Origin of the sequence: Mesorhizobium sp. 1M-11, from assembly GCF_001303895.1 — a bacterium.
Lineage (GTDB): Bacteria > Pseudomonadota > Alphaproteobacteria > Rhizobiales > Rhizobiaceae > Mesorhizobium.
Map to the genome: position 1 here is coordinate 1 of NZ_LJSD01000050.1, position 24,069 is coordinate 24,069.

The window sequence follows — 24,069 nt, forward strand, 5'->3', positions numbered from 1 at the left end:
CTCGGCGCGGAGCCGATCAGGGCGCTGGTGGCCCGCAATGCCGGTGTCGACTGGGATGCGGTCGACGATGTCTATTATGGCTGCGCCAACCAGGCCGGCGAGGACAACCGCAATGTCGCCCGCATGGCGCTGCTTCTGGCCGGCCTGCCGGTCTCGGTGCCGGGCTCGACGATCAACCGGCTGTGCGGCTCGGGCATGGATGCGGTGGCCATTGCCGCGCGCGCCATCAAGGCCGGCGAAGCCGAACTGATGATTGCCGGCGGTGTGGAATCGATGAGCCGCGCCCCCTTCGTCATGCCCAAGGCCGAGACGGCCTTCTCGCGCCATGCCGAAATCCACGACACCACCATCGGCTGGCGTTTCGTCAATCCGCTGATGAAGAAGCAGTACGGCATCGATTCCATGCCGGAGACCGGCGAGAACGTCGCCGAACAGTTCGGCGTCAGCCGGGCCGACCAGGATGCCTTTGCGGTGCGCAGCCAGGAGAAGGCGGTTGCCGCACAGGCCAATGGCCGGCTGGCCAGGGAGATCGTCCCCGTCACCATCCCGCAGAGGAAGGGCGATGCGATCGTGGTCTCCAAGGACGAGCACCCACGTGCCGGCACCACGGTGGAGACGCTGGCGAAGCTCGGAACGCCGTTCCGCAAGGAGGGCGGCACGGTGACGGCGGGCAACGCGTCGGGCGTCAATGATGGCGCGGCGGCGCTGATCGTGGCGTCGGAAGCTGCTGTCGCCAAATACGGGCTGACCCCGATCGCGCGTGTCCTGGGTGCTGCCACGGCCGGTGTCGAGCCCCGCATCATGGGCATCGGTCCGGTGCCGGCCACCCAAAAGCTCTGCGCCCGGCTCAACCTGACGCCGCAGGACTTCGATGTCGTCGAACTCAACGAGGCGTTCGCCGCGCAAGGCATCGCCGTACTGCGCGAACTTGGCTTTGCCGAGGATGCCGCCCATATCAACCCGAATGGCGGCGCGATCGCGCTCGGTCATCCGCTCGGCATGTCAGGTGCCCGCATCACTGGCACGGCGGCACTGGAACTGAAGGAGCGCAACGCCCGCCTCGCACTCGCCACCATGTGCATCGGCGTCGGCCAGGGCATCGCCATCGCACTCGAAAGAGTGTGAGGAAAGGCGTTTTAACTCAATCGGCTTTTGTCACACAAATGCTCGTTGCCGGGTCGAAGGGCGCCGGATATGGTTGTTCGAGGCTTCAACAAACGGAGCCTATCCGACGCAACGACGTCGCGTCCCGAAGGGGAACATGGGGCGACGAAAACAGGGAAATCGATGATGATGCACAAGATCGCTCTCCGTTCGCGCACCTTTCTGACGGGTGCAGCGCTTGCCGCCCTGGTTTATGCCGGTTCGCCGGCGCTGGCCGACACGCCGCCCGATACGCTGGTCCAGGCCTGGGCGATCGATGACATCATCTCGCTCGATCCAGCCGAGGCTTTCGAGCTGTCGACCGGCGAAATCACCGGCAACACCTATGACATGCTGGTTCGCCTCGACGCCAACGATACCACCAAGGTGGTCGGCGGCATCGCTGAAAGCTGGACCGTCTCGGACGATGCGCTGACCTATACCTTCAAGCTCAAGCCGGACCTGAAATTCGCTTCCGGCAACCCGATCACCGCCGAAGACGTCGCCTGGTCGTTCGAGCGCGCGGTCAAGCTCAACAAGAGCCCAGCCTTCATCATCCAACAGTTCGGACTGACCGGCGACAACGTCGCCGAAAAGGCCAAGGCGGCGGACGCCTCCACCTTCGTGTTCACCGTCGATAAGGCCTATGCACCGAGCTTCGTGCTGAACTGCCTGACCGCTACCGTCGGCGCCATCGTCGACAGCAAGCTGGTCAAGGAACATGTCGCCGCTGCCACGCCGAGCGCCGACTACAAGTTCGACAATGATTTCGGCAATGCCTGGCTGAAGACCAATTATGCCGGTTCGGGTCCGTACAAGACGCGCGAGTGGCGGGCGAACGAAGTCGTGGTGCTGGAACGCAACGACAACTACTACGGCACCAAGGGCAATATGACGCGCGTCATCTATCGCCACGTCAAGGAAAGTGCCGCGCAGCGCCTGCTCCTGGAAAAGGGCGATATCGACATCGCGCGCAACCTGCAGCCGGGCGACTACGAGGCCGTCGGCAAGAATGCCGATCTCGCCACCGTCGCTGCGCCGAAGAGCACGGTCTATTACGTCAGCCTCAATCAGAAGAACCCCAATCTGGCGAAGCCGGAGGTGCGGGAAGCCTTCAAATATCTGATCGACTATGACGCGCTGGGCGATACGCTGCTCAAGGGCATCGGCGTGGTGCACCAGAACTTCCTGCCCAAGGGCATTCTGGGCGCCGTCGATGACAAGCCCTACAAATTCGATGTCGCCAAGGCGAAGGAGCTGCTTGCCAAGGCGGGCCTGGCGGACGGGTTCTCCGTCACCATGGATACGCGCAGCGGCCAGCCGGAATCCGGTGTCGCCGAATCGATCCAGCAGACGGCAGCGCAGGCCGGCATCAAGATCGAACTCGTGCCGGAAGACTTCAAACAGCTTCTGACCCGTTATCGTGCCCGTCAACACGACATCGCCATCCTGCAATGGGGCGTCGACTATTGGGATCCGAACTCCAACTCGGAGACCTTCGCCACCAATCCCAACAACGCCGACGATTCCATGAACAAGACGCTGGCCTGGCGCAATGCCTGGGATGTTCCGGCGGAAATCCAGAAGGAATCGGCTGCGGCATTGCTCGAGCGTGATGCCGCCAAGCGCACACAGATGTACCAGGACATCCAGAAGAAGATCCGCGAACAGGGTCCGTTCAACTTCATCTGGCAGCAGACCGAGGTTGCCGGCCTGCGCAAGAACGTGCAGGGCTTCAAGCTCGGCCCAACCTTCGACACCAATTTCGTGGCACCGGTGGCCAAGTAACGTACCTTGTCTGTCGCCCACACGACCAATGAGCCAGGGCGGAGGAGCAAAAAAGCCTCCGCCCTCGGGTTCGCGCTGCTGCGCTTTGTCTTCATCGCCGCGGTCACCTTCCTTGGGCTGATCGCGGTGACATTCTTCATCGGCCGCGTCATGCCGATCGACCCGGTGCTGGCGATCGTCGGCGACCGTGCGCCCGCCAGCGTGGTGGCAGCCGCGCGCCAGCAATACGGCTTCGACCTGCCCGTCTGGCAACAGTTCCTGCTTTACGTCCAGAAGGCGCTGCAAGGCGATTTCGGTACGTCCGTGCTGTCGACCTACCCGGTCATGCAGGATATCCGCCGCGTGTTCCCGGCGACGCTGGAACTGGCGACGGTCGGCACGCTGATCGGCCTGTTGTTCGGCATTCCGCTCGGCGTGCTGGCAGCGGTCAAGCGCGGCTCTTTCATCGACCAGGCGGTGCGCGTCATCGGCCTGATCGGCTATTCCATGCCGATTTTCTGGCTCGGGCTGCTGGGTCTTCTGGTCTTCTACGCCAGGCTCGGCTGGGTCGAAGGACCCGGGCGCATCGGCATCGCCTATGAATACACCTTCACGCCGGTCACCGGGCTCTATCTGCTCGACGCCATCATCCAGCGCGACTGGGGCGTGTTCCGCGATGTCTTCTCGCACATCATCCTGCCGGCTTCGCTGCTGGGCTATATCTCCATGGCCTATATCAGCCGCATGACGCGATCCTTCATGCTGAACGAACTTGCCCAGGAATATGTCGTGGCCGCACGCGCGAAAGGCCTGTCGGAGGCACGCATCATCTGGGGCCATGCGCTACGCAACGCGGCCGTGCCGCTGGTGACGGTGATCGCGTTGTCCTACGCCACCTTGCTCGAAGGCTCAGTGCTGACCGAGACCGTCTTCTCGTGGCCCGGCATCGGCCTTTATCTCACCAATTCGCTGCAGAATGCCGACATGAATGCGGTGCTCGGCGCCACGGTCGTCATCGGCGCGGTGTTCATTGCCCTGAACCTGTTGTCGGACCTGCTCTACCAACTTCTCGATCCGAGGACGCGGTCATGAGCGTAACCGACACCTCTGCGATGAGCTGGCGCGAATGGCTGCTTTCGGAGCGGCCACAATCGCGCTCTCAGGCGCGGCTCGGCCGTGCCTACATGACCTGGCGCCGTTTCACCGCCAACCAGCTGGCGGTGGTCGGCCTCTTCATCATCCTGGCGCTGGTGTTCGTCGCCATCTTCGCCGGCCTGCTGGCGCCCTATTCTCCGGTGGTCGGCGATCTGCGGGGTTCACGCCTGCTGCCACCCGATTGGGCGCATTGGATGGGAACCGACGACCAGGGCCGCGACATCCTTTCGCGCGTCATCTACGGCTCGCGGCTGACACTCTATGTCATCGTGCTGGTTGCGTTGATCGCCGCACCCATCGGCCTCGTCGTCGGGACTGTCGCGGGCTATGCCGGCGGCTGGACCGATGCGGTACTGATGCGCATCACCGACATCTTCCTCGCCTTCCCGAAGCTGATCCTGGCGCTGGCCTTCGTGGCGGCGCTCGGACCCGGCATCGAGAATGCCATCATCGCCATCGCCATCACCTCCTGGCCGCCTTATGCCCGCATCGCCCGCGCCGAAACGCTGATGGTGCGCAACTCCGATTACATCAAGGCAGTCGAGATCATGGGGGCATCGCCGGGGCGCATCATCCTGCGGCATATCATGCCGATGTGCATCTCGTCGCTGATCGTGCGTGTCACGCTCGATATGGCGGGCATCATCATCATCGCCGCCGGCCTCGGGTTCCTCGGTCTCGGCGCTCAACCACCCTTGCCGGAGTGGGGCGCGATGATAGCGTCGGGCCGCCGTTTCATCCTCGACCAATGGTGGGTGGCGGCCATGCCCGGCATGGCGATCCTGATCGTCAGCCTCGGCTTCAACCTTCTGGGTGACGGCCTGCGCGATGCGCTCGATCCAAGGAGCTCGGGCCAATGAGCGTGGATAAAAATCTGCTTGAGGTAGAGAATCTCAAAGTCCGCTTTCCCACCCGCACCGGTGTCATCGAGGCAGTGAGGGGCGTGTCCTTCTCGCTCGGCCGCGAACGGCTCGGCATCGTCGGTGAATCCGGCTCCGGCAAGTCGCAGACCGGCCGCGCGATCATGGGTCTCACCGATCCCCGCGCCGAGGTGACGGCGGACAGGCTGGAGTTCGACGGTATCGATCTCCGGTCGCTGCCGGCGCGCGAGCGCCGTGCCCTGCGTGGCAAGCGTGTCGCCATGATCCTGCAGGATCCGAAGTACTCGCTCGATCCCGTCATCAGCATCGGCCGCCAGATCGTCGAGACCCTGCGCACCCATGAGAAGGTCTCGAGGGCCGAAGCCCGCGAACGTGCGCTCGATATGCTGGCGGCAGTCCAGATCCGCGATCCGAAGCGTGTCTTCGATCTCTATCCGCATGAAGTGTCGGGCGGCATGGGCCAGCGCGCCATGATCGCCATGATGCTGGTTGCCGGCCCTGAGCTCCTGATCGCCGATGAGCCGACTTCAGCGCTCGACGTGACGGTGCAGCTCGATGTGCTCGCCATCCTCGACCGGCTGGTAGCGGACCGTGGCATGGGCCTGATCTTCATCTCGCACGATCTGAGGCTGGTCTCCTCCTTCTGCGACCGTGTCGTGGTCATGTATGCCGGCAAGGTGGTGGAACAGCTGCCGGCCTCGGAACTGGCCAACGCACAACATCCCTACACGCAAGGCCTGCTCGACTGCATGCCGAAGATCGGCGCCGACCGCCACCCGTTGCCGGTGCTGGCACGCAAGGCGGAGTGGGCGGCATGACGGCGGCACTTGTGGCAGACAGGGTCGAGGTCGTCTTCGACCAGTTCCGGGCACTGAAGGGCGTCAGCGTCGCGGTGCAGCCCGGCGAATCCTTCGGTTTGGTCGGCGAATCCGGTTCCGGCAAGTCGACGCTGCTGCGCGCCATTGCCGGTCTTGCCCCGGTGGCTTCGGGCAGCATCACCGTCAACGGCAAGCCGCTTGGCCGCCGTCGCGACAAGGCCTTCTACCGGCAGGTGCAGATGGTGTTCCAGGACCCCTATGGTTCGCTGCATCCACGCCAGACGGTGGACCGGTTGCTGCAGGAGCCGCTTGCCATCCATGGCATCGGCGACAGCGAGGTCCGCATCCGCCGCGCGCTGGAGGAAGTGGGTCTCGGCTCCGGCTTCCGCTTCCGCTATTCGCACCAGCTCTCCGGCGGCCAGCGCCAGCGTGTGGCGATCGCACGCGCGCTGATCCTGGAGCCTTCGATCCTGCTGCTCGACGAGCCGACCTCGGCGCTCGACGCCTCGGTGCAAGCGGAGGTGCTGAACCTGCTCGAGCAGGTGCGGCGTGACCGCAAGCTCACCTACCTCATGGTCAGCCACGATCTCGCAGTCATCAACCACATGTGCGAGCGTCTGATGGTCATGCAGAACGGCGTGGCGGTCGAACAGCTCGCCGCAGCCGACCTCGTCTCCCACAACGTCGCCCAGGACTACACAAAACGCCTGCTCAAGGCATCCGAAGGCTTCGTCAGGGCGGGGTGACGCCGCTTCTCACCGGCCGCCGGTTATCCGAACAGCCGGCTCGCCTCTTCGGGCGTGTAATACCCCATGACCACATCATGCCGGACGGCCTCGGTCGGGCGTTCGAGCGGGTTGCCATATCCACCACCGCCCGGCGTGCCGACACGCACCCGGTCGCCGGCCTTCAGCGGAATATCCTGCTCCTTGGAAAGGTGCGGCGGGACATGTTCCTTGCCATCGCGGATCACGGTCACGGTGTTGACGGCGCCGTCCTTGCCACCGAGCACACCTTGCGGACCGAAACGGCCGTGATCCATGACAAAAGAGGCACGGGCCTCGCCCCGCAGCAGTTCGACTTCATAGGCAAGGCCGAGACCGCCGCGGTGCCTGCCGGCACCGCCGGAACCTTCACGCAACGCATAGTGCCGGTAAAGCACCGGAAAAGCCTGTTCCATGATCTCGACCGGCGGCGACTTCGAGATGCCGATGGTCGAGCAGCCGTTGGACAGACCGTCGTGCCAGGCATTGCCGCCATAACCGCCGCCGGAGATCTGGTACATCACATAGTCACGGCCACGCGCCGGATCATGGCCGCCGAGCGCGAAATTGCCGCTGGAGCCGGCAGGCGCCGCGGTGACCTTGCCCGGCAACGCCTGCACCATGGCCGCGAACACCGCCTCGGCGATACGCTGCGACACCTCCGCCGCACAGCCCGAGACCGGGCGAGGGTATCTGGCATCCAAAAAGGTCCCCTCAGGGCTTTTCACGACAAGTGGCTCGAAGGCGCCGGCGCTGATCGGCACATCAGGGAAGATGTGGCGCATGGCGAGATAAACGGAAGACAGCGTTGTGGCCAGCACGCTGTTCATCGGCCCGGCGCAGGGCTTTGAAGAGCCCGCGAAGTCGAACGTCAGCGTCTCGTCCTTCTTCTCCACGGCGAGTGCTATGGTGAGCGGCTCATCGATTACGCCGTCGGAATCGACAAAGGCCTTAGAGCGATAGATCCCGTCGGGAATGGCCGCGATGTTGGCGCGCATCTGTTCGGCGGCACGCTCACGCAATTCCCGGATCGCCGCCGAAACGGTCTGGTCGCCATAACGATCGAGGATTTCGCCGAGCCTGTCCTGTCCGACAAGAAGAGCGGCGGCCTGTGCCTTGATGTCGCCGATGCGCTGGTCGGCCACACGGATGTTGGAGCAGATGATGGCGTAGATCTCGGGATCGAGCACGCCCTTCTTGAACAGCTTCACCGGCGGCAGACGCAGGCCCTCCTGCTCGACGGCGGTGGCCGACGCGGAGAAGCCTCCCGGCACGGCGCCGCCGATATCGGGCCAATGGCCGGTGTTGGACAGCCAGCAGAAGACGTTGCCATCGCGATAGACAGGCATGACGAAGCGCACATCCATCAGGTGCGTGCCGCCAAGATAGGGATCGTTGACGATGTAGATGTCGCCCGGCTGCGGCGGCAGGCAGCGCCCTGCCGCTATCATCTCGATCACGGTCCTGGTCGAATGCTGCATGACGCCGACAAAGACGGGCAGGCCCTGCGAGCCTTGCGCGATCAGCGAACCGTCGATAGCGGAGTAGATGCCGTCGGAGCGGTCGTTGGCCTCGGCGATGACCGGTGAAAAAGCGGCGCGCGAAAAGGTCAGATCCATCTCGTCGCACACCTGTTGCAACGCCGCCTGGATGACGGACAGCGTGATGGCATCGAGCGTGATGTGCGTCATCGGCTGCCAACCTCCACGATCAGGTTGCCGTCCGCATCGCTTTTAGCCCTGTCGCCCGGTTCGAGCACGGTGGTGGCGTCCATCTGCTCGATGATCGCAGGACCTTTGATCACAGCATCCAGCGGCAACCCGTCGCGTGCATAGACGGGGGTGTCATGCCAGGTGCCGTCGTACCAGACAGGGCGGATTTCCAGCCACGCTTTCTTCAGCGTGGAAGCGCGGCCAACCGGATCGATCAGTGTCGAAAGGTCGATCTGCGGGCGTACGCCGATGACGGACGTATTCAGATTGACGAGATTGGCGCGGATTTCAGGCAATTCGACCTTGAAACGCGCAAAATAGGCCTTCTCGAACAGGTCTTGCAGGGTGGCCCGGTCGACCTTGGACGACGGCAGCGGCACATTGATCAGGTGGGTCTGGCCGACGAACTGCATGTCGGCGGAATGGCTGATGCGGATCGCCTGCGGCTTCACCGCTTCCTTGGCAATCAGCGCCTCTCCTTCGGCACGATGACGTTCGAGGACATCGTGAACCTGTTGCTCGTCCAGGGTGGCGACCGGTTGATTCAGCGTGTTGACGAAATCGTGCCTGAGGTCGGCGACCACGCAGCCCAGCGCATTGGTGATGCCCGGCCGCGCCGGCACCAGGACACGCGGCAGGCCCAGTTCACGCGCTAGCGCGCTGGCATGCAGCGGGCCGGCACCACCAAAAGCGAACAGGGTGAAATCGCGCGGATCATGACCGCGGCCGACCGAGACCATGCGGATCGCGCCCGCCATCTTCATATTGGCGAGCTTCAGCACGGCGCCAGCGGCCTCGACACCGGAGAGGTTCGTGAACAGCCCGATCCTGTCTTCGAACACCCGGGCAACGCTCTCCACCGTCACCGGATTGTCGACGGCCAGCAGCTTGTTCGGGGAAAGGCGGCCGAGCACCAGATTGGCGTCGGTGATGGTCGGGTCGGTGCCGCCGCGGCCGTAGCAGATCGGACCTGGACTCGCGCCAGCGCTTTCCGGTCCGACGCGGATCAGGCCGGCGGCATCGACACGGGCGATCGACCCGCCACCCGCGCCGACGGTATGCACAGCCACCATCGGTACGTGGATCGGCATGGCGTATTCGAGTTCGATCTCGTTGGAGACCGCGGGCTCGGCATCGCGGATCAGCGCCACGTCAGTGGACGTGCCGCCCATGTCGTAGGTGACGAGGTTTCGATGACCGGATCGGCGGCCGGTATAGGCAGCGGCAATGACGCCAGAGGCCGGACCGGACATCACCGTCTTGGCAGCCTCTCGCGCCACGAAACGCGCCGAGATCATACCGCCATTGCCGTTCATGATCAGGAAGTCGCGTTCGTAGCCTTGAGCGGCCAACTCTTTACGCAGGCGGGCGACATAACGCTCCAGGATCGGTTGCACGGCAGCATTGACGGAAGCCGTCACGCCGCGCTCGAACTCACGCGCTTCCGACAAAAGCGTGTGGCCGGCAGTGATGTGGTCGTTCGGCCAAAGCTCCGCTGCGATCTCGGCTGCGCGGCGCTCATGCGTCGGATTGGCATAGGCGTGCAGGAAATGGACAACGAGGGATTCGCAGCCGGCTGCCAGCAGCGTTTGCACCGCTTGCCGTACAGCGCCTTCATCAAGCGGCACACGCACCGAACCGGATGCTTCCATGCGCTCGGCGACTTCCAGTCGCAGGTTGCGAGGTATGACCGGCACAAAGGTCCCGGTCATGCCATAAGCCTGCGGGCGCGTGCGGCGACCGAGTTCGATCACGTCGCGAAAACCCGCCGTGGTGATCATGCCGGTCCTGGCCAGCCTGCGTTCCAGCACCGCATTGGTCGTCGTCGTCGTGCCGTGAACGATGAGGTCGATGGCGGAAGCTGAGAAGCCGGTTGCTCCGAGTGCCGAAACAACGCCGAAAGCCTGGTTGTCGAGTGTCGTCGGCGTCTTGGCGATGCGGACCTTGCCGCCGTTGCGGCCGTCGATGAGGATCAGGTCGGTGAAGGTACCACCGACGTCGATGCCGGCCACGACGCTATCTGATCGCGCTGGGTTCGACTGCGCCGGAACTTTCTCATCCATTGCCAAAATCCGAAATGTCCCAACTGCGGATAGGGGCCAGTTTGGAAAGGCGTTCCGCGGCTCGATCTTGACGCTAAGTTCATTTGTATACTAATAGATTTCCGACACAAGAGCCTGCCCCCAGCAGAATGCCGAGGCATATCGGGACCCGCCAAACGGGCGTGCAGGACAGCTTAAGCATCAGGAAAAGGTTGGTTCGATGAGCACCGCTTCCGCCCCCAGCACGGACGCCGCCAAGCCGCTGGAATTTCCGATTCCGGCGAATGTCTATGCCGAGAAGGTCGTTTCGGTGAAACACTACACCGACCGCCTTTTCGCCTTCCGCATCACCCGGCCGCAGTCGCTGCGCTTCCGCTCCGGCGAATTCGTGATGATCGGACTGCCGAATGCCGAGAAGCCGGTGTTCCGCGCCTATTCGGTGGCAAGCCCGGCCTGGGACGAAGAGCTGGAGTTCTTCTCGATCAAGGTGCCCGACGGCCCGTTGACCCAGCACCTGCAGAAGATCCAGCCCGGCGACACCATCCTGATGCGCCAGAAGGCGACTGGCACCCTCGTGCTCGACGCGCTGACACCGGGCAAGCGCCTGTTCATGATCTCGACAGGCACCGGCATAGCGCCTTTCGCCAGCCTGCTGCGCGATCCCGACACCTATGAGAAGTTCGAGCACGTCTATCTCACCCACACCTGCCGCGACGTCGCCGAACTGGCCTACGGTCAGGAGCTGGTTGCGTCGCTGGCCGACGATCCGCTGATCGGCGAGTTCACCAACGGCCGTGTCACGCTCTACAATTCGACGACACGTGAAACATCGGAACGCATGGGCCGCATCACTGCGCTCGTGGGCTCCAGCAAGTTCTACACGGACCTCGGCATCGAGGCGCTGAACCCGGAAACCGACCGCATCATGATCTGCGGTTCGATGCATATGCTGAAAGACGTCAAGGAGATGGCGGAAAACCTCGGCTTCATCGAGGGTTCGCTGAGCGCCCCGGCGAGCTTTGTGGTGGAGCGCGCCTTCGTCGGCTGATTACCCGAATGCAGCACGTAAGAAAAATGGCGCCCGATGGCGCCATTTTTCATTTGATCGTCTTGCCATCCGCATCGAAGCGGTAGGTCTTGCCCGCATCCGGCGTCGCGTAAAGCGTCGAGCCCGGCTCGGCATCGTAGACGCCGAAGATGCGCACCGTGATCAGTCCGGCCTTCTCGCAGTCGAGATAGACATTGGTGTCGGCGCCGAGATGCTCGGTGTGCACCACCGTGCCCTTCCAGGTGCCAGCCTTCTTGTCGACCGTCAGATGCTCGGGGCGGACGCCGATCGTCTTGACGCTCTCGCCCAGTCTGGCACCGTCGATGAAATTCATCTTCGGCGACCCGATGAAGCCGGCAACGAATTCATTGGCCGGCGAATGATAGAGCTCCATCGGCGCTCCGATCTGCTCGATGCGGCCGGCGTTCAGCACCACGATCTTGTCGGCCAAGGTCATCGCCTCGACCTGGTCGTGGGTGACATAGATCATCGTCGCCTTGAGGCGGCGGTGGAGCTGCGCGATCTCCAGACGCGTGTTGACGCGCAGCGCGGCATCGAGGTTCGACAGCGGCTCATCGAACAGGAACAGCTTCGGCTCGCGCACCAGAGCGCGGCCGATGGCAACGCGCTGGCGCTGGCCGCCGGACAGTTCCGCCGGGCGGCGCTTGAGATAGGGCTCCAGCGACAGCATGGTGGAAGCGGCGGTGATACGCTTGTCGATCTCGGCGGCCGGCTCACCGGCCTGCTTCAGGCCGAGTGCCATGTTGTCGCGCACGCTGAGGTGTGGATAGAGCGCATAGGTCTGGAACACCATGGCGATGCCGCGCTTGGCCGGCGGCGTTGCCGTGACGTCCTGGCTGTCGATCAGCACGCGACCGGAAGTCGCGTCCTCCAGCCCGGCGATGACGCGCAGCAGGGTCGACTTGCCGCAGCCCGATGGGCCGACGAAGACGACGAATTCGCCATCCTTGACGTCGAGGTCGATGCCCTTCAGCACATCCACCGGACCGAAGGATTTCTTGACATTCTCGATCTTCAGAGAGCCCACGGCTGTTCCTCGCTCGATTGTTAGAGTTTGACGGGCTTGCCGGTGCGCACGCTTTCGTCGGCCGCGAGGCAGACGGCAAGCGAACGCACGGCATCGTCCATATGGCGGGTGAGGTCGATGTCCTCGCGGATGGCCTTCAAGACGAAGGCCTGTTCGAGATCGCAGAGCTCCTGGTGGCCTGGTTCGCCTTCCATGGAAAGCAGTTCGTCGGGTTTCAGGAACTTGCCGTCCGGGCCGGTCGCGGCCTGGTGCAGGCGGATGGTCGAGGTCTTGGTGTGGGTGTCGATGTCGTCCGACTTCACGCCCTCGGCCATGACGATCGACACGCAGCCCTTCGGCGACATCACGTCCTTCACGAAGAAGGCCGTCTCCGAGATCATCGGACCCCAGCCGGCTTCGTACCAGCCGACCGAGCCATCCTCGAACAGCACCTGCAGGTGTCCGTAATTGTACATGGAAGGCGCGACCTCGTCGGACAGGCGCACGCCCATGCCGCGCACCTCGACAGGCGCGGAATCGGTGATCTGCAGCATGACGTCGAGATAGTGCACGCCACAATCGACGATCGGCGACGTCGTCTGCATGAGCTGCTTGTGTGTCTGCCAGGTATGACCCGACGACTGCTGATTGAGGTTCATGCGGAAGACGTAAGGACCGCCCAGATTGCGGGCTTCGGCAATCAGCCGCATCCAGGACGGGTGGTGGCGCAGGATATAGCCGATCACCACCTTCTTGCCGTTGGCCTTGGCCGCATCGACGACCCGCTGAGCGTCAGCAACCGTCGTGGCCAGCGGCTTCTCGACAAAGACGTGACAGCCGGCCTCGAACGCCTTCACCGCATAGTCGGCATGGCTGTCGGAATAGGTGGCGATGCAGGCCAGCTCCGGCTTCTCGTCGCGCAGGGCGTCTTCGAAGGAACGGCGGATCTCATGGCCGGCCAGGCCACCCGGCAGCGGCACGTCCGAGCGGTTGACGAGCGCCGCGATCTCGAAGCCAGGGTTGTTGTAATAAGCCAGCGCATGGCTGCGGCCCATATTGCCCAGGCCGGCAACGACAACGCGTATGGGATTGGTCGAAGTCACTTTACAGTCCTGTTTCTTGTTTGCTTGCTTTCAAGGACGGGGCTCACTTCACCGCGCCCGAAGTGATGCCGCGGATAAGCTGCCGCGAGAAGATCAGGTAGAGAACCAGCACCGGCAGGATCGCGAGCGACAGTGCGGCCAGGATGGCGTTCCAGTTGGTGACGAACTGGCCGAGGAATATCTGGGCACCGAGCGTGACTGTCTTGGTCGCCTCCGATGGTGCCAGGATCAGCGGGAACCACAGATCGTTCCAGATCGGGATCATGGTGAAGACCGCGACGGTGGCCATGGCCGGACGCACCAGCGGCAACACCAGCCGGAAGAAGATGGTGTATTCCGAAAGTCCGTCGATGCGTCCGGCGTTCTTGAGGTCGTCCGACACGCCCTTCATGAATTCCGACAGGATGAAGATGGCGAGCGGCAAGCCTTGCGCGGTGTAGACCAGGATGAGTGCGGTCAAGGTGTTGACCAGCCCTGAAGCCACCATCAGCTGCAGGATGGCGACCGTGCCGAGGCGGATCGGGATCATGATGCCGAGCGCCAGATAGAGCCCCATCAGCGTGTTGCCGCGGAAGCGGTATTCCGACAGCGCGAAGGCTGCCATGGCACCGAACAGCAGCACGAAGAACAGTGACACCACGGTGACGATCAGGCTGTTCTGGAAATAGAGGAAGAAGTCGCCCTGGCCGAACACCGTGGTGTAGCCGATCAGGTCGAAGCTCTTGGGCGTCGGCGGTGCCAGCGGCTGCTGGAAGATCGCCTGGCGCGACTTGAACGAGTTGATGACGACGACGAAGACCGGGAACAACGCAATGATCGTGTAGGTCAGCAGGATCGCGTGCGCGCCGATGCTCCGCGGCAGGGAGGAGGTGGCCTTGCTCATCGTGACACCTCAGAACTGGTAGCGACGCAGGCGCCGCTGCACGAGGAAAAGATAGAAGCAGACGCCGACCAGGATAATCAGGAACATCATGGTGGCGATGGTGGCACCCATGTTGGGATCACCCACCTGCAGCTGGAAGCCGAAGAAGGCGCGATAGAGGAACGTGCCCAGGATATCAGTCGAATAATTCGGCCCGGCCAGGGCGCCCTGCGCGGTGTAGATCAGGTCGAAGGCGTTGAAGTTGCCGACAAAGGTCAGGATCGAGATGATGCCGATGGCAGGCAGGATCAGCGGCAGCTTGATCTTCCAGAATTGAGACCAGCCGGTGATGCCGTCGCATTCGGCGGCCTCGATCACCTCATCGGGAATGGACAGGAGTGCTGCATAGATCAGCATCATCGGGATGCCGACGAACTGCCAGACCGAGATCAGGCTGAGCGCGGTCAGCGCATATTCTTCCTTGCCGAGCCACGGCGTGAAAAAGCTCTTGAGGCCGACCAGCCCCATCAGGTTGGGAGCCACGCCCCAGATCGGCGACAGGATCAGCTTCCAGGCGAAGCCGACGATGACGAAGGACAGGATGGTCGGGATGAAGATCGCCGTGCGGTAGAAAGCGGTGAAACGCAGCTTCGGGCTGGACAGGAGTGCCGCCAGCATGACGCCGATCGGGTTCTGCACCACCATGTGGATGATGAAGAACCAGACGTTGTTCTTCAACGCGTTGCAGAAATTGAAGGACCAGTTGGGATCGGTGAACAGGGTGCGGAAATTGTCGAAACCGACAAAGGTCTGCACCTGTTCGACGGAACGGAACAGCGACAACTGCAGCGTGCCGAACAACGGCAGGATCATGATCGCCGTATAGACAAGCACCGCGGGCGCCAGGAAGACGCCGATGTGCCAAGGGAACGGTCTTTTCGATGCTGCAGCCATGAGCTCGGTCCTTGCCGCCTCCAGAGCGTTTCCGCTTCAAATTTTCGGAATGCCATCCCTCGCGCATCCGCCGCATCTTCCTCGATTTCGAGGAAACGGTGGACATGAAGCCGGCGCCCCTTCTCCAGTCTTCATCGCGCAATTCCAGGAAAAGTGTTTAGCGGTTTTCCGTCCGGAATTGCCTAAACAACAAAGAGCGTAAGGGCGAGGAACCGCGCCGACAATCGGAAATTAGTTAGGGACAGGCCGGGCCGCCGAGAAAGCGGCCCGGTCGTTTTCGCAGTCTTACTTCGCCGGCTTGTACCAGCTGTCGAGACCCTTCTGCAGCTTCTCGGCAGCAACTTCCGGCGTATCGGTGCCGTTGATGACGTTGGCCGATTCAACCCAGGTTTCGTTTTCCAGGTTCGGCGTGCCGCGCGACAGGACCTGATAGGTCGAGCGGATCGTCGGCTTGCACTTCTCGCGCCAGGAAACGAATTCCTGCGCCAGCGGATCTTCCATCTTCACCGCAGTGGAATTCAGGCTGAAGAAGCCCGGCAGCGCGTTGGCGTAGATGGTGGCGAATTCCGGCGAGGCGACCCAGGTCAGGAAGGTCTTGGCCGCATCGGCATTCTTGGAGGCCGCATTCAGGCCGATGCCGATATCGGTATGGTCGGAGATGTAGCAGGTGTCGCCAGCCTTGCCGACCGGCGGCGGGAAGGCACCCATCTTGAACTGGGCCTGCGTGTTGAACAGACCGATTTCCCACGAGCCGGCCGGATAGATGGCAGCGCGGCCGAGCGTGAACAGGTTCTGGCTGTCCGGGTAGGTCTGCGCCTCGAAGCCGTCACCGAGATAAGACTTCCACTTGGCAAGCTCTGCGTAGGGCTCGACCCAGTCCTTGTCGGTCAGCTTCTGCTCGCCCTTGATCAGCGCCAGGCGGCCTTCCTCACCCTTCCAGTAGTTCGGGCCGATGTTCTGGTAGCCCATGGTCGCGGCCTCCCAGAGATCCTTGGTGCCCATCGCCATCGGGATATAGGTGCCGTCGGCCTTGATCTTGTCGAGTGCGGCGAAGAACTCGTCGCGGGTCTCCGGGACCTTGAGGCCGAGCTTTTCGAAGGCTTCCTTGTTGTAGATGAAGCCGTGGATGACCGAGGCCATCGGCACGCAGAAGGTGGCCGAGCCGTCATCCGTGGTCCAGGCCGACTTGGCGACGTCGGAGAAATTCTCCATGCCGGAGAGCTTGGTCAGGTCGGCGAGATTGCCCTTCTTGTAGAGCTCCAGCGACTTGTCGAATGGACGGCAGGTGATCAGGTCGCCCGCCGAACCGGCGGCGAGCTTGGCGCCCAGTGCCGCATCATATTCGGTCGGAGACGATGGTCCGAACACCACCTTGATGCCTGGATTCTTCGCTTCGAAGGCCGGGATCAGCTTGTCCTTCCAGATGGCGAGGTCGTCGTTGCGCCAGCTTTCGACATTGAGCGTAACGTCGGCGGCGGAAGCGACACCGGCAAAGCCGAGTACACTGGAGCCTAAAAGTAGTGCCGTAAGAAATTTCGTCTTCATGCTCAGTCTCCCTATTGACCTTTTTCAGGTTCGGTTTTGACGAGACGGGAGGCTTTGAGCCCCCTGTTCTCCTCTGATGGCGGAAAGGGCCGGCCGCAGCTTCTGGCCGGTCTTCTCCAATATTTCCTCGGCCGCATCGATGCTCCCGGCACCGGCGGCGAGCAGAATGGCCGTCTTCACCGCACCACCGCTCTGCTCGAGCGAGCGGTCGGCGACATCGCGATCAAGCCCGGTGATGGCCGTGACAATGCGGGCGGCGCGATCGCGCAGCTTGGCATTGTCGGCGAAGAGATTGACCATATAACCGTCATGGACGTGGCCGAGATGGATGGCGGCCATGGTCGACAGCATGTTGAGCGCGATCTTCTGGGCGGTACCCGCACCCATGCGCGTCGAGCCGGCGATGACCTCCGGCGGGGTCTTCAACAGAATGGCGACATCGGCCGCGTTGAGCAGCGGCGTGTCGCCGTTGTTGGCGATCGCAATGGTCGCGGCGCCGCGCTGGCGCGCATCGCGCAAGGCGCGGACCGCATAGGGAGTCGAGCCGCTGGCCGACAGAGCAATGACACAGTCGGCGGAGGTAACGCCCGCGCCGGCGATGGCCGCGGCAGCCTCATCCTCGTCATCTTCGGGACCGCCGGCCAGATTGCGGAAAGCCTCTTCGCCGCCGGCGATGAGGATGACGATGCGATCACGCTCGATGCCGAATGTGCCGGGAAGTTCGAGAGCATCGGCGACGGCCATCAGGCCGGAACTGCCGGCGGCGGCATAGACAAGCCTGCCGCCAGCCTTGAGGCATTCGGAGATCAATGCGGATGCAGTGGCAATTGCAGGAATGGCTTCACGCACGGCGCCGGCGGCCTCAATCTGAGCCTCGGCCAGCGACTTCAGTACGGCCTCGGGCGCCTGGATGTCCAAGCCCTCGGCATCTCGATGCTGCGCTTCGGTGCGCTTCTGCGCCATTCCGGTTCCTCCACCTTCTCAGACAATACCAAAAAAATACCACTTGTCCACTGGCATTAGCAATTTCGTAACGACCTCCTTTTCGGATTTGGAAAATCTCTAATTATTTCAACGTGATCATGATTATTGAATCGAACCATAATTTTGTCCTTGGCTATTGGTATTTTATTGGTATTATTCGGCAAGAGGAGATTTCAGCGTGACTTTCGTGCTCGGCATCGACGGCGGCGGCACAAGCTGCAGGGCAGCGCTCGCAACAACGGGCGGTGAAATCCTCGGTCGCGCGAAATCGGGCGCCGCCAATATCCGCAGCGACCTGACAGGCGCGCGCACCAACATCGTAGACGCAGCCCGACAGGCATTTCTCGCGGCAGGCGAAGACCCCGAGCTGATCACGCAGACGCCGGCCATCCTGGGCCTCGCCGGCGCCAATGTCGGCACCTACAAGCAGCAGCTCGAAGCCATTTTACCGTTCAGCCGCGCAAGCGTGGAGACGGATTTCGAGATCGCGCTCGAAGGCGCGGTGGGCTCCGGCGATGGCGCCATCGCGATCCTCGGCACCGGCACCGCCTATATGGTGCGCAAGCAGGGCAAGTCGCGTTCGGTCGGCGCCTGGGGCTTCCAGGTCGGCGATCAGGGCAGCGGCGCGCGCATCGGGCGCGATCTGCTGGAACAGACCCTGCTTGCCTATGACGGCATCCGCGAAGCATCACCGCTTACCCGTGAGATGATGGGCGTCTTCCGCGACAACCCGCAGGATGTGGTCGAATTCACCACCCACGCCAAACCTGGCGATTTCGGCGGCTTCGCGCCGAAAGTGTTCGAGAATGCCGCCAAGGGCGACATCGTCGCGACATGGATCGTCGACAAGTCGGTTGCCGATGTCGAAGCCTCGCTCCGCGTGCTCGACCTCGAAGCAGGCGATCCGCTCTGCCTGCTCGGCGGCCTGGCCCCTCTTTATGCGCCGCGTCTCTCCGAACGTTTTCGGGCATTGCTGAAGACGCCACTCGACGATGCCTTGGGCGGCTCCGTGCGAATGGCGGTACGAAAATTCGCCGGCGCGACTGAGGCAGCACGATGAGCGAAGCGGCGGACGTCATCTTTGCCTCGCTCAAACAAGCCTCGCAAAGCGGTGCGCCGCTTTATCTTCAGCTTCGCCGCAGCATCGAGGATGCCGTCAACCGCGGCCTGATCGGGCCCGGCGACGCCTTGCCTTCGGAACGGGACATCGCCTCGATGGCCGATATCTCGCGCGTTACCGTGCGCAAGGCCGTGCAGGATCTGGTCAAGGGCGGCGTCCTGGTGCAGCGCCATGGTTCCGGCACCTTCGTGGCGCCAAGGATGGAGCGCGTCGAACAATCCTTGTCACGGCTCACCTCCTTTACCGAAGACATGGCACGGCGCGGCAAGACGGTTCGTTCCGCCTGGCTCGACCGCGGGCTTTATGCGCCCTCGCCCGAGGAAATGATGGTGCTGGGCCTTGCCGCAAGCGAAATGGTGGCCCGGGTGGCGCGACTGCGCATCGCCAACGAGACGCCTCTGGCGATCGAACGCGCGTCGCTGTCGGCCAGCGCGCTGCCCGACCCGAGCGTGGTCGGCTCTTCGCTCTACGCGGCTTTGGAAGAAACCGGCAACCGGCCGGTACGCGCGGTACAACGCATCTCCGCCGTCAACCTCAACGAAGCGGATGCCCGGCTGCTCGAAGCGCCGACCGGATCGGCCAGCCTGCGCATAGAGCGCATCTCCTATCTCGCCAGCGGCAAGGTGATCGAATTCACGCGCTCGGTCTATCGCGGCGATGCTTATGATTTTGTCGCCGAGCTGAGGCTTGGCGTGACCAGTGACGACAACGGAGTGCGGCAATGACAACAACAAAATCCCATATGCGCCGCGAGGTCGAAGAAATTCCCGAGGCAACCGCCCGTCTTCTGGATGGATCCGGCAAGGTGCTGGCTGACGCCGGGCGCGGCATCCGCGAGCGCGATCCAAACTTCATCGTCACTGTTGCACGCGGCTCTTCCGACCACGCCGCCACCTTCATGAAATATGCGGTGGAATTGACCGCCGGGCTTGCCGTCGCTTCCGTTGGCCCCTCGGTTGCCTCGATCTATGGCGCGAAGCTGCGGCTGAACGGCGCCGCCTGCCTTGCCATCTCGCAATCGGGCAAGAGCCCCGATATCGTCGCCATGGCGGAAAGCGCTCGTGCTCGCGGTGCGCTGACCATTGCGCTCACCAACACGGCCGACTCGCCGCTGGCGCGTGCCGCCGACTATGCCGTCGATATCCTGGCCGGGCCGGAACTCAGCGTCGCCGCCACCAAGACCTACGTCAATTCCGCAGTGGCCGGCCTCGCGCTGATGGCACACACCACCGGCGACGACGCGCTGATTGCCGCCTTGAAGCAGTTGCCGGAACACTTCAGCAAGGCTGTCACCTGCGATTGGAGCCCGCTCACCGCGGCACTCGACGGGCACAACTCGCTCTTCATCCTCGGCCGTGGCCCGTCCTTCGCCATCGCTTCCGAAGCCGCGCTGAAATTCAAGGAAACCTGCGCGGTGCACGCCGAAGCCTACAGTGGCGCCGAGGTCATGCACGGCCCGATGGCGCTGGTCGGCCCGAAATTCCCGGTGCTGGCGCTGGCCGCCCGCGATGCCTCGGAACCGTCGCTCGCTGCCGCGGCCGACACACTGGCTGCAAAGGGTGCCGCCACCTTCATCACCTCGACGCTGACCAAGAACGCCACGACGCTGCCGCATGTCGCGACCGGGCATCCGTTGACCGATCCGCTGACGCTGATCGTGTCGTTCTATGCCTTCGTGGAGTCCTTCGCCCGTCATCGCGGTCTCGACCCCGATGCCCCGCCGAACCTGCGCAAGGTGACGGAGACGGTATGAGCAAGCATCTCGCACTCATCGGCGCGCGTATCTTCGATGGCGCCGACTGGCATGACGATGCCGCCTTGATCGTCTCTGACGGGCTGGTCGAGGCGATCGCCAGGCGCGGCGCCGTCACGTCAGGAGTCGAAGTCGTCGATCTCGGCGGTGGCATCCTGGCGCCCGGTTTCATCGACCTGCAGGTCAATGGTGGCGGCGGCGTGATGCTGAACGATCATCCCGACCTCGCTTCCATCGAAACGATCTGCCGTGCGCATGCACCCTTCGGCACGACCGCGCTGCTGCCGACGCTGATCACCGACACGCCGGAAATCACCGCCGCGGCAATCGCCGCGGGCGCCGAGGCAGCGCAACGCAAGCTGCCCGGCTTTCTCGGCCTGCATCTGGAAGGCCCGCATCTGTCGCTGGCGCGCAAGGGAGCACACGACCCCAAGCTGATCCGGCCGATGAACGCAGCCGACGAGGCCGCGCTGATCGCAACACGGGCAAAGCTGCCGGTTCTGCAAACCACCGTCGCACCGGAATCGGTCACGGCAACCCAGGTTGCGGCACTGGCAAAAGCAGACATCGTCGTCAGCCTCGGCCATTCCGACACCGATTACGCAACCGCAACCGCCTATGCCGAAGCGGGCGCCTCCATGGCCACGCATCTGTTCAACGCCATGAGCCAGATCGGCAACCGCGAACCCGGCCTGGCAGGAGCTGCGATCGACAGCGGCACGATGTTTGCCGGCCTGATTGCCGACGGCATCCATGTGCATCCGGCAACCATCGAGATCGCACTGAAGTCCAAGCGAGGCCCGGCACGCATCTTCCTGGTCACCGACGCCATGGCGACGATCGGCACCGACATGACCGAGTTCACGCTCAACGGCCGCACCGTCTATCGCAAGGACGGCAGCCTGCGGCTGGAGGACGGCACGCTGGCCGGCGCCGACCTCGATATGATCTCGGCCGTTCGTTTCATGCACCAGGTCGTCGGCATCGATCTGTCCGAAGCTTTGCGCATGGCCTCGCTCTATGCGGCCGAAGCCGTCGGCCAGTCGCATCGGCTCGGGCGGTTCGCCAAGGGGACGGCGGCCGACATCGTCGCCTTGAGCAACGATCTTGCCATGAAGGGCACCTGGATCGGCGGCGAGCGGGTCTTCGGTTAAATTTGACGGCTTAAGATTTTAGACGGCCGCCTTGTCGGCGGCCGTTCGGATCGCGGCGATGTTGCTGCGATAGGCGTCGACCGTGCCGCCCTTGAACACGGCAGCGCCGGCAACCAGCACATTGGCGCCGGCAGCGGTGACCAGCGGCGCGGTTTCTGGTGAAACGCCGCCATCGATCTCGATGTGGATCGGCCGGTCGCCAATCAGCGCCTTGACCCGCTTCACCTTTTCGACGACCGCCGGGATGAAGGCCTGCCCGCCGAAGCCCGGATTGACCGTCATCAAAAGGACGAGGTCGAGGCGGTCGAGCACATACTCGATGACGCTTTCCGGCGTGCCGGGATTGAGCGACACGCCCGCCTTCTTGCCGAGATTGCGGATGGTCTGCAGCGAACGGTCGAGATGCGGACCGGCTTCGGCATGCACAGTGATGCCGTCGCAGCCGGCGTCGGCAAAAGCCGCCAGATAAGGATCGACCGGCGCGATCATCAGATGGCAGTCGAAATAGGCCTTGGTGCGGTTGCGGATCGCCTTGATGACCGGCGCCCCGAAGGTGATGTTGGGCACGAAATGCCCGTCCATGACGTCGAGATGGATCCAGTCGGCGCCGGCCTCGACGATCGCTTCGACCTCATCGCCGAGCCTGGAGAAATCGGATGACAGCACCGAAGGTGCGATAAGGGTTTTTCCGGTCATGGCCGCTCCCGCAACTTGTTTGCCACCGCCTAACCGCAGTAGCGCCGCTTGTCGACAGGAATCGCCGCCTGCCGATCCACAACTTCGGGTCAGCTTGACCGGCGCCGGGCGCAATGCCAGCTTCGCCGGGCAATGCGGCTCTCAACAAGAAAGGTATAGGTGCTCAAATTGAGCGAATCAGAACAGTTAAAGGCGTGGATTGAAAAAAACGGCCCGATCGAAAGCGTTCAGGCAGTGGTCTGCGACCTGAACGGCATCATGCGCGGCAAGCGCATCCCGGTCGAACAGGCATCCAAGGTTCTCGGTGGCGGCATCCGCATGCCGCTTTCCATCGTCGGCGTCGACGTCTGGGGCGAGGACATCATCGGCAGCACGCAGGTTTTCGCCACTGGTGACGGCGACGGCATCTGCGAAGCGACAGGACGCGGACCCCTGCCGGTCAGTTGGACCTCGCGGCCAAGCGCACTCATCCCGCTGCAATTGTCGCTGGAGGATGGCCGCCCCTTTCTGGCCGACCCACGACAGGCGCTGGCGGCGATCGTCGCACAATATCGCGAGCTGGGCCTGCGGCCGGTCGTGGCGACGGAAATGGAATTCTACCTGATCGACCCCGAGCCCGACAGCGCCATGCCTCCGATCTCGCCCTATACAGGGAAGCGGCTCGATTCCGACGCTATTCTTTCCATCGATGAACTGGACGATTTCGGCGAGTTCTTCTCGGACGTCTACAAGGAATGCGCTAGGCAGAACGTGCCGGCCGACGCCGCGATCGCTGAAAACGGCATCGGCCAGTTCGAGATCAACCTCCTGCATACCGATGACCCGCTGAAGGCGGCAGATGACAGTGTCTTCTTCAAGCGCATCGTCAAGGGCGTGGCGCGCAAGCATGGGCTGGCCGCCACCTTCATGGCCAAACCTTACGGTTTGCGTTCGGGCAACGGGATGCATGTGCATTTCTCCCTCCTCAACGAGAAGGGCGAAAACGTCTTCGACGACGGCACCGCCGAGGGCTCGCCAATCCTGAAGAACGCCGTCGCCGGCCTGCTGCGCGGCATGGCGGAAACAACACTGATGTTTGCGCCCCACTACAATTCGTACCGTCGCCTGCGGCCGGACACGCATGCACCGACATCGATCTCCTGGGGCTACGAGAACCGGACGGCGGCGATCCGTATTCCAGGCGGCAATCCGAAGGCACGGCGCATCGAACACCGTGTCGCCGGGGCTGATGCCAATCCCTATCTCGTTCTCACGGCGATCCTCGGTGCGGCCCTCGTCGGCATCCGAAACAGCTGGAAACCGACAGCACCACAGACGGGGCGGGCCTATTCGGCAAAGAAGCAGCGCAAGATCCCGGCGGAATGGGGTCAGGCGGTGGACGCGTTCGAGAACGGCCCGATCGCGGCCGAAATCTTCGCGCCGGTGCTCAGGCAGATGCTGGTCGCCTGCAAAAGGCAGGAGATCGCCGGCTTTGCCGAACAGGTGACGGACTACGAGTTCAGCGCCTATCTCGAAATCGTCTAGACTCCAGCTCTGGAGCG

General features: G+C 63.1%; 21 protein-coding genes. 12 read left to right on the forward strand and 9 right to left on the reverse strand.

The genetic code is table 11. From position 1 onward, the window contains the following. The 6 genes from pcaF to AO692_RS19695 all read left to right on the forward strand — a co-directional run. The coding region (pcaF, locus tag AO692_RS19670; RefSeq protein ID WP_054311748.1) for a 3-oxoadipyl-CoA thiolase at positions 1-1,125 on the forward strand (1,125 nt) is incomplete at its 5' end. A 162-nt stretch (positions 1,126-1,287) separates the two neighbouring features. Beyond that, a complete protein-coding gene (locus AO692_RS19675; protein WP_054311749.1) occupies positions 1,288-2,931 on the forward strand; it encodes an ABC transporter substrate-binding protein in 1,644 nt (547 codons plus the stop codon). 75 nt (positions 2,932-3,006) lie between these two features. Further along, positions 3,007-4,002, forward strand: a complete 996-nt coding sequence (locus AO692_RS19680; RefSeq protein WP_244483429.1) for an ABC transporter permease — start codon at positions 3,007-3,009, stop codon at positions 4,000-4,002. Beyond that, positions 3,999-4,925 (forward strand): nickel transporter permease, encoded by a 927-nt coding sequence (nikC, locus tag AO692_RS19685; protein ID WP_054311751.1) that lies wholly within the window; start codon positions 3,999-4,001, stop codon positions 4,923-4,925. Before AO692_RS19680 ends, nikC begins: the two co-directional genes overlap by 4 nt. Continuing rightward, a complete protein-coding gene (locus AO692_RS19690) occupies positions 4,922-5,764 on the forward strand; it encodes an ABC transporter ATP-binding protein (RefSeq protein ID WP_054311752.1) in 843 nt (280 codons plus the stop codon). Before nikC ends, AO692_RS19690 begins: the two co-directional genes overlap by 4 nt. Then, positions 5,761-6,510, forward strand: coding sequence for an ABC transporter ATP-binding protein (locus tag AO692_RS19695; protein WP_054311953.1), 750 nt, complete (start codon positions 5,761-5,763; stop codon positions 6,508-6,510). Before AO692_RS19690 ends, AO692_RS19695 begins: the two co-directional genes overlap by 4 nt. Positions 6,511-6,533: 23 nt before the next feature. Here the strand turns inward: AO692_RS19695 and AO692_RS19700 are convergent, their stop codons facing one another. Together AO692_RS19700 and AO692_RS19705 are read right to left on the reverse strand one after the other, a co-directional pair. Next, entirely contained in the window at positions 6,534-8,219 is a 1,686-nt protein-coding gene (locus AO692_RS19700; RefSeq protein ID WP_054311753.1) for a hydantoinase B/oxoprolinase family protein, read from the reverse strand. Further along, a complete protein-coding gene (locus AO692_RS19705; protein ID WP_054311754.1) occupies positions 8,216-10,303 on the reverse strand; it encodes a hydantoinase/oxoprolinase family protein in 2,088 nt (695 codons plus the stop codon). Before AO692_RS19705 ends, AO692_RS19700 begins: the two co-directional genes overlap by 4 nt. Positions 10,304-10,502: 199 nt before the next feature. Between AO692_RS19705 and AO692_RS19710 the strand changes: the two genes are divergently transcribed. Beyond that, on the forward strand, positions 10,503-11,330 hold the full coding sequence (locus AO692_RS19710) for a ferredoxin--NADP reductase (RefSeq protein ID WP_054311755.1): 828 nt from the start codon (positions 10,503-10,505) through the stop codon (positions 11,328-11,330). Positions 11,331-11,379: 49 nt separating this feature from the next. On the opposite strand, the gene AO692_RS19715 is transcribed toward AO692_RS19710, so the two are convergent. The 6 genes from AO692_RS19715 to AO692_RS19740 all read right to left on the reverse strand — a co-directional run bounded on the left by AO692_RS19715 (position 11,380) and on the right by AO692_RS19740 (position 17,784). Next, on the reverse strand, positions 11,380-12,378 hold the full coding sequence (locus tag AO692_RS19715) for an ABC transporter ATP-binding protein (RefSeq protein WP_054311756.1): 999 nt from the start codon (positions 12,376-12,378) through the stop codon (positions 11,380-11,382). 20 nt (positions 12,379-12,398) lie between these two features. Beyond that, the gene (locus tag AO692_RS19720; RefSeq protein WP_054311757.1) at positions 12,399-13,460 is read right to left on the reverse strand and encodes a Gfo/Idh/MocA family oxidoreductase; all 1,062 of its coding nucleotides are present in this window, start codon (positions 13,458-13,460) and stop codon (positions 12,399-12,401) included. Positions 13,461-13,503: 43 nt separating this feature from the next. Then, entirely contained in the window at positions 13,504-14,343 is an 840-nt protein-coding gene (locus AO692_RS19725) for a carbohydrate ABC transporter permease (protein ID WP_054311758.1), read from the reverse strand. A 9-nt stretch (positions 14,344-14,352) separates the two neighbouring features. Continuing rightward, the gene (locus tag AO692_RS19730; protein WP_054311759.1) at positions 14,353-15,276 is read right to left on the reverse strand and encodes a sugar ABC transporter permease; all 924 of its coding nucleotides are present in this window, start codon (positions 15,274-15,276) and stop codon (positions 14,353-14,355) included. Between the two features lie 285 nt (positions 15,277-15,561). After that, the gene (locus AO692_RS19735; protein ID WP_054311760.1) at positions 15,562-16,821 is read right to left on the reverse strand and encodes an ABC transporter substrate-binding protein; all 1,260 of its coding nucleotides are present in this window, start codon (positions 16,819-16,821) and stop codon (positions 15,562-15,564) included. Between the two features lie 24 nt (positions 16,822-16,845). Beyond that, positions 16,846-17,784, reverse strand: coding sequence for an N-acetylmuramic acid 6-phosphate etherase (locus tag AO692_RS19740; RefSeq protein WP_054311761.1), 939 nt, complete (start codon positions 17,782-17,784; stop codon positions 16,846-16,848). A gap of 199 nt (positions 17,785-17,983) precedes the next feature. On the opposite strand from AO692_RS19740, the gene AO692_RS19745 reads away from it, so the two are divergent. From AO692_RS19745 to nagA, 4 genes are read left to right on the forward strand one after another with little or no spacing between them, the layout of a single operon-like run. Continuing rightward, positions 17,984-18,865 (forward strand): N-acetylglucosamine kinase, encoded by an 882-nt coding sequence (locus AO692_RS19745; RefSeq protein ID WP_054311762.1) that lies wholly within the window; start codon positions 17,984-17,986, stop codon positions 18,863-18,865. Further along, the gene (locus AO692_RS19750) at positions 18,862-19,650 is read left to right on the forward strand and encodes a GntR family transcriptional regulator (RefSeq protein ID WP_054311763.1); all 789 of its coding nucleotides are present in this window, start codon (positions 18,862-18,864) and stop codon (positions 19,648-19,650) included. Before AO692_RS19745 ends, AO692_RS19750 begins: the two co-directional genes overlap by 4 nt. Further along, complete coding sequence (locus AO692_RS19755; RefSeq protein ID WP_054311764.1) at positions 19,647-20,678, forward strand: SIS domain-containing protein; 1,032 nt, start codon at positions 19,647-19,649, stop codon at positions 20,676-20,678. Before AO692_RS19750 ends, AO692_RS19755 begins: the two co-directional genes overlap by 4 nt. After that, positions 20,675-21,832: an N-acetylglucosamine-6-phosphate deacetylase gene (nagA, locus tag AO692_RS19760; protein WP_054311765.1), complete on the forward strand. Its 1,158-nt coding sequence runs from the start codon at positions 20,675-20,677 to the stop codon at positions 21,830-21,832. Before AO692_RS19755 ends, nagA begins: the two co-directional genes overlap by 4 nt. An 18-nt stretch (positions 21,833-21,850) precedes the next feature. Here the strand turns inward: nagA and rpe are convergent, their stop codons facing one another. Continuing rightward, positions 21,851-22,528, reverse strand: coding sequence for a ribulose-phosphate 3-epimerase (gene rpe, locus AO692_RS19765; protein WP_054311766.1), 678 nt, complete (start codon positions 22,526-22,528; stop codon positions 21,851-21,853). Positions 22,529-22,696: 168 nt separating this feature from the next. Here rpe and AO692_RS19770 point away from each other — a divergent pair, with 168 nt between their 5' ends. Beyond that, the gene (locus AO692_RS19770; protein ID WP_054311954.1) at positions 22,697-24,052 is read left to right on the forward strand and encodes a glutamine synthetase family protein; all 1,356 of its coding nucleotides are present in this window, start codon (positions 22,697-22,699) and stop codon (positions 24,050-24,052) included. Positions 24,053-24,069: the final 17 nt, after the last annotated feature.

Coding starts and splice junctions, on each gene's coding strand:
- AO692_RS19695 (WP_054311953.1), top strand. CDS start 5,761: ATGACGGCGGCACTTGTGGCAGACAGGGTCGAGGTCGTCTTCGACCAG.
- AO692_RS19725 (WP_054311758.1), bottom strand. CDS start 14,343: ATGAGCAAGGCCACCTCCTCCCTGCCGCGGAGCATCGGCGCGCACGCG.
- AO692_RS19675 (WP_054311749.1), top strand. CDS start 1,288: ATGATGATGCACAAGATCGCTCTCCGTTCGCGCACCTTTCTGACGGGT.
- nagA (WP_054311765.1), top strand. CDS start 20,675: ATGAGCAAGCATCTCGCACTCATCGGCGCGCGTATCTTCGATGGCGCC.
- AO692_RS19730 (WP_054311759.1), bottom strand. CDS start 15,276: ATGGCTGCAGCATCGAAAAGACCGTTCCCTTGGCACATCGGCGTCTTC.
- AO692_RS19710 (WP_054311755.1), top strand. CDS start 10,503: ATGAGCACCGCTTCCGCCCCCAGCACGGACGCCGCCAAGCCGCTGGAA.
- AO692_RS19700 (WP_054311753.1), bottom strand. CDS start 8,219: ATGACGCACATCACGCTCGATGCCATCACGCTGTCCGTCATCCAGGCG.
- AO692_RS19690 (WP_054311752.1), top strand. CDS start 4,922: ATGAGCGTGGATAAAAATCTGCTTGAGGTAGAGAATCTCAAAGTCCGC.
- rpe (WP_054311766.1), bottom strand. CDS start 22,528: ATGACCGGAAAAACCCTTATCGCACCTTCGGTGCTGTCATCCGATTTC.
- nikC (WP_054311751.1), top strand. CDS start 3,999: ATGAGCGTAACCGACACCTCTGCGATGAGCTGGCGCGAATGGCTGCTT.
- AO692_RS19740 (WP_054311761.1), bottom strand. CDS start 17,784: ATGGCGCAGAAGCGCACCGAAGCGCAGCATCGAGATGCCGAGGGCTTG.
- AO692_RS19705 (WP_054311754.1), bottom strand. CDS start 10,303: ATGGATGAGAAAGTTCCGGCGCAGTCGAACCCAGCGCGATCAGATAGC.
- AO692_RS19735 (WP_054311760.1), bottom strand. CDS start 16,821: ATGAAGACGAAATTTCTTACGGCACTACTTTTAGGCTCCAGTGTACTC.
- AO692_RS19750 (WP_054311763.1), top strand. CDS start 18,862: ATGAGCGAAGCGGCGGACGTCATCTTTGCCTCGCTCAAACAAGCCTCG.
- AO692_RS19755 (WP_054311764.1), top strand. CDS start 19,647: ATGACAACAACAAAATCCCATATGCGCCGCGAGGTCGAAGAAATTCCC.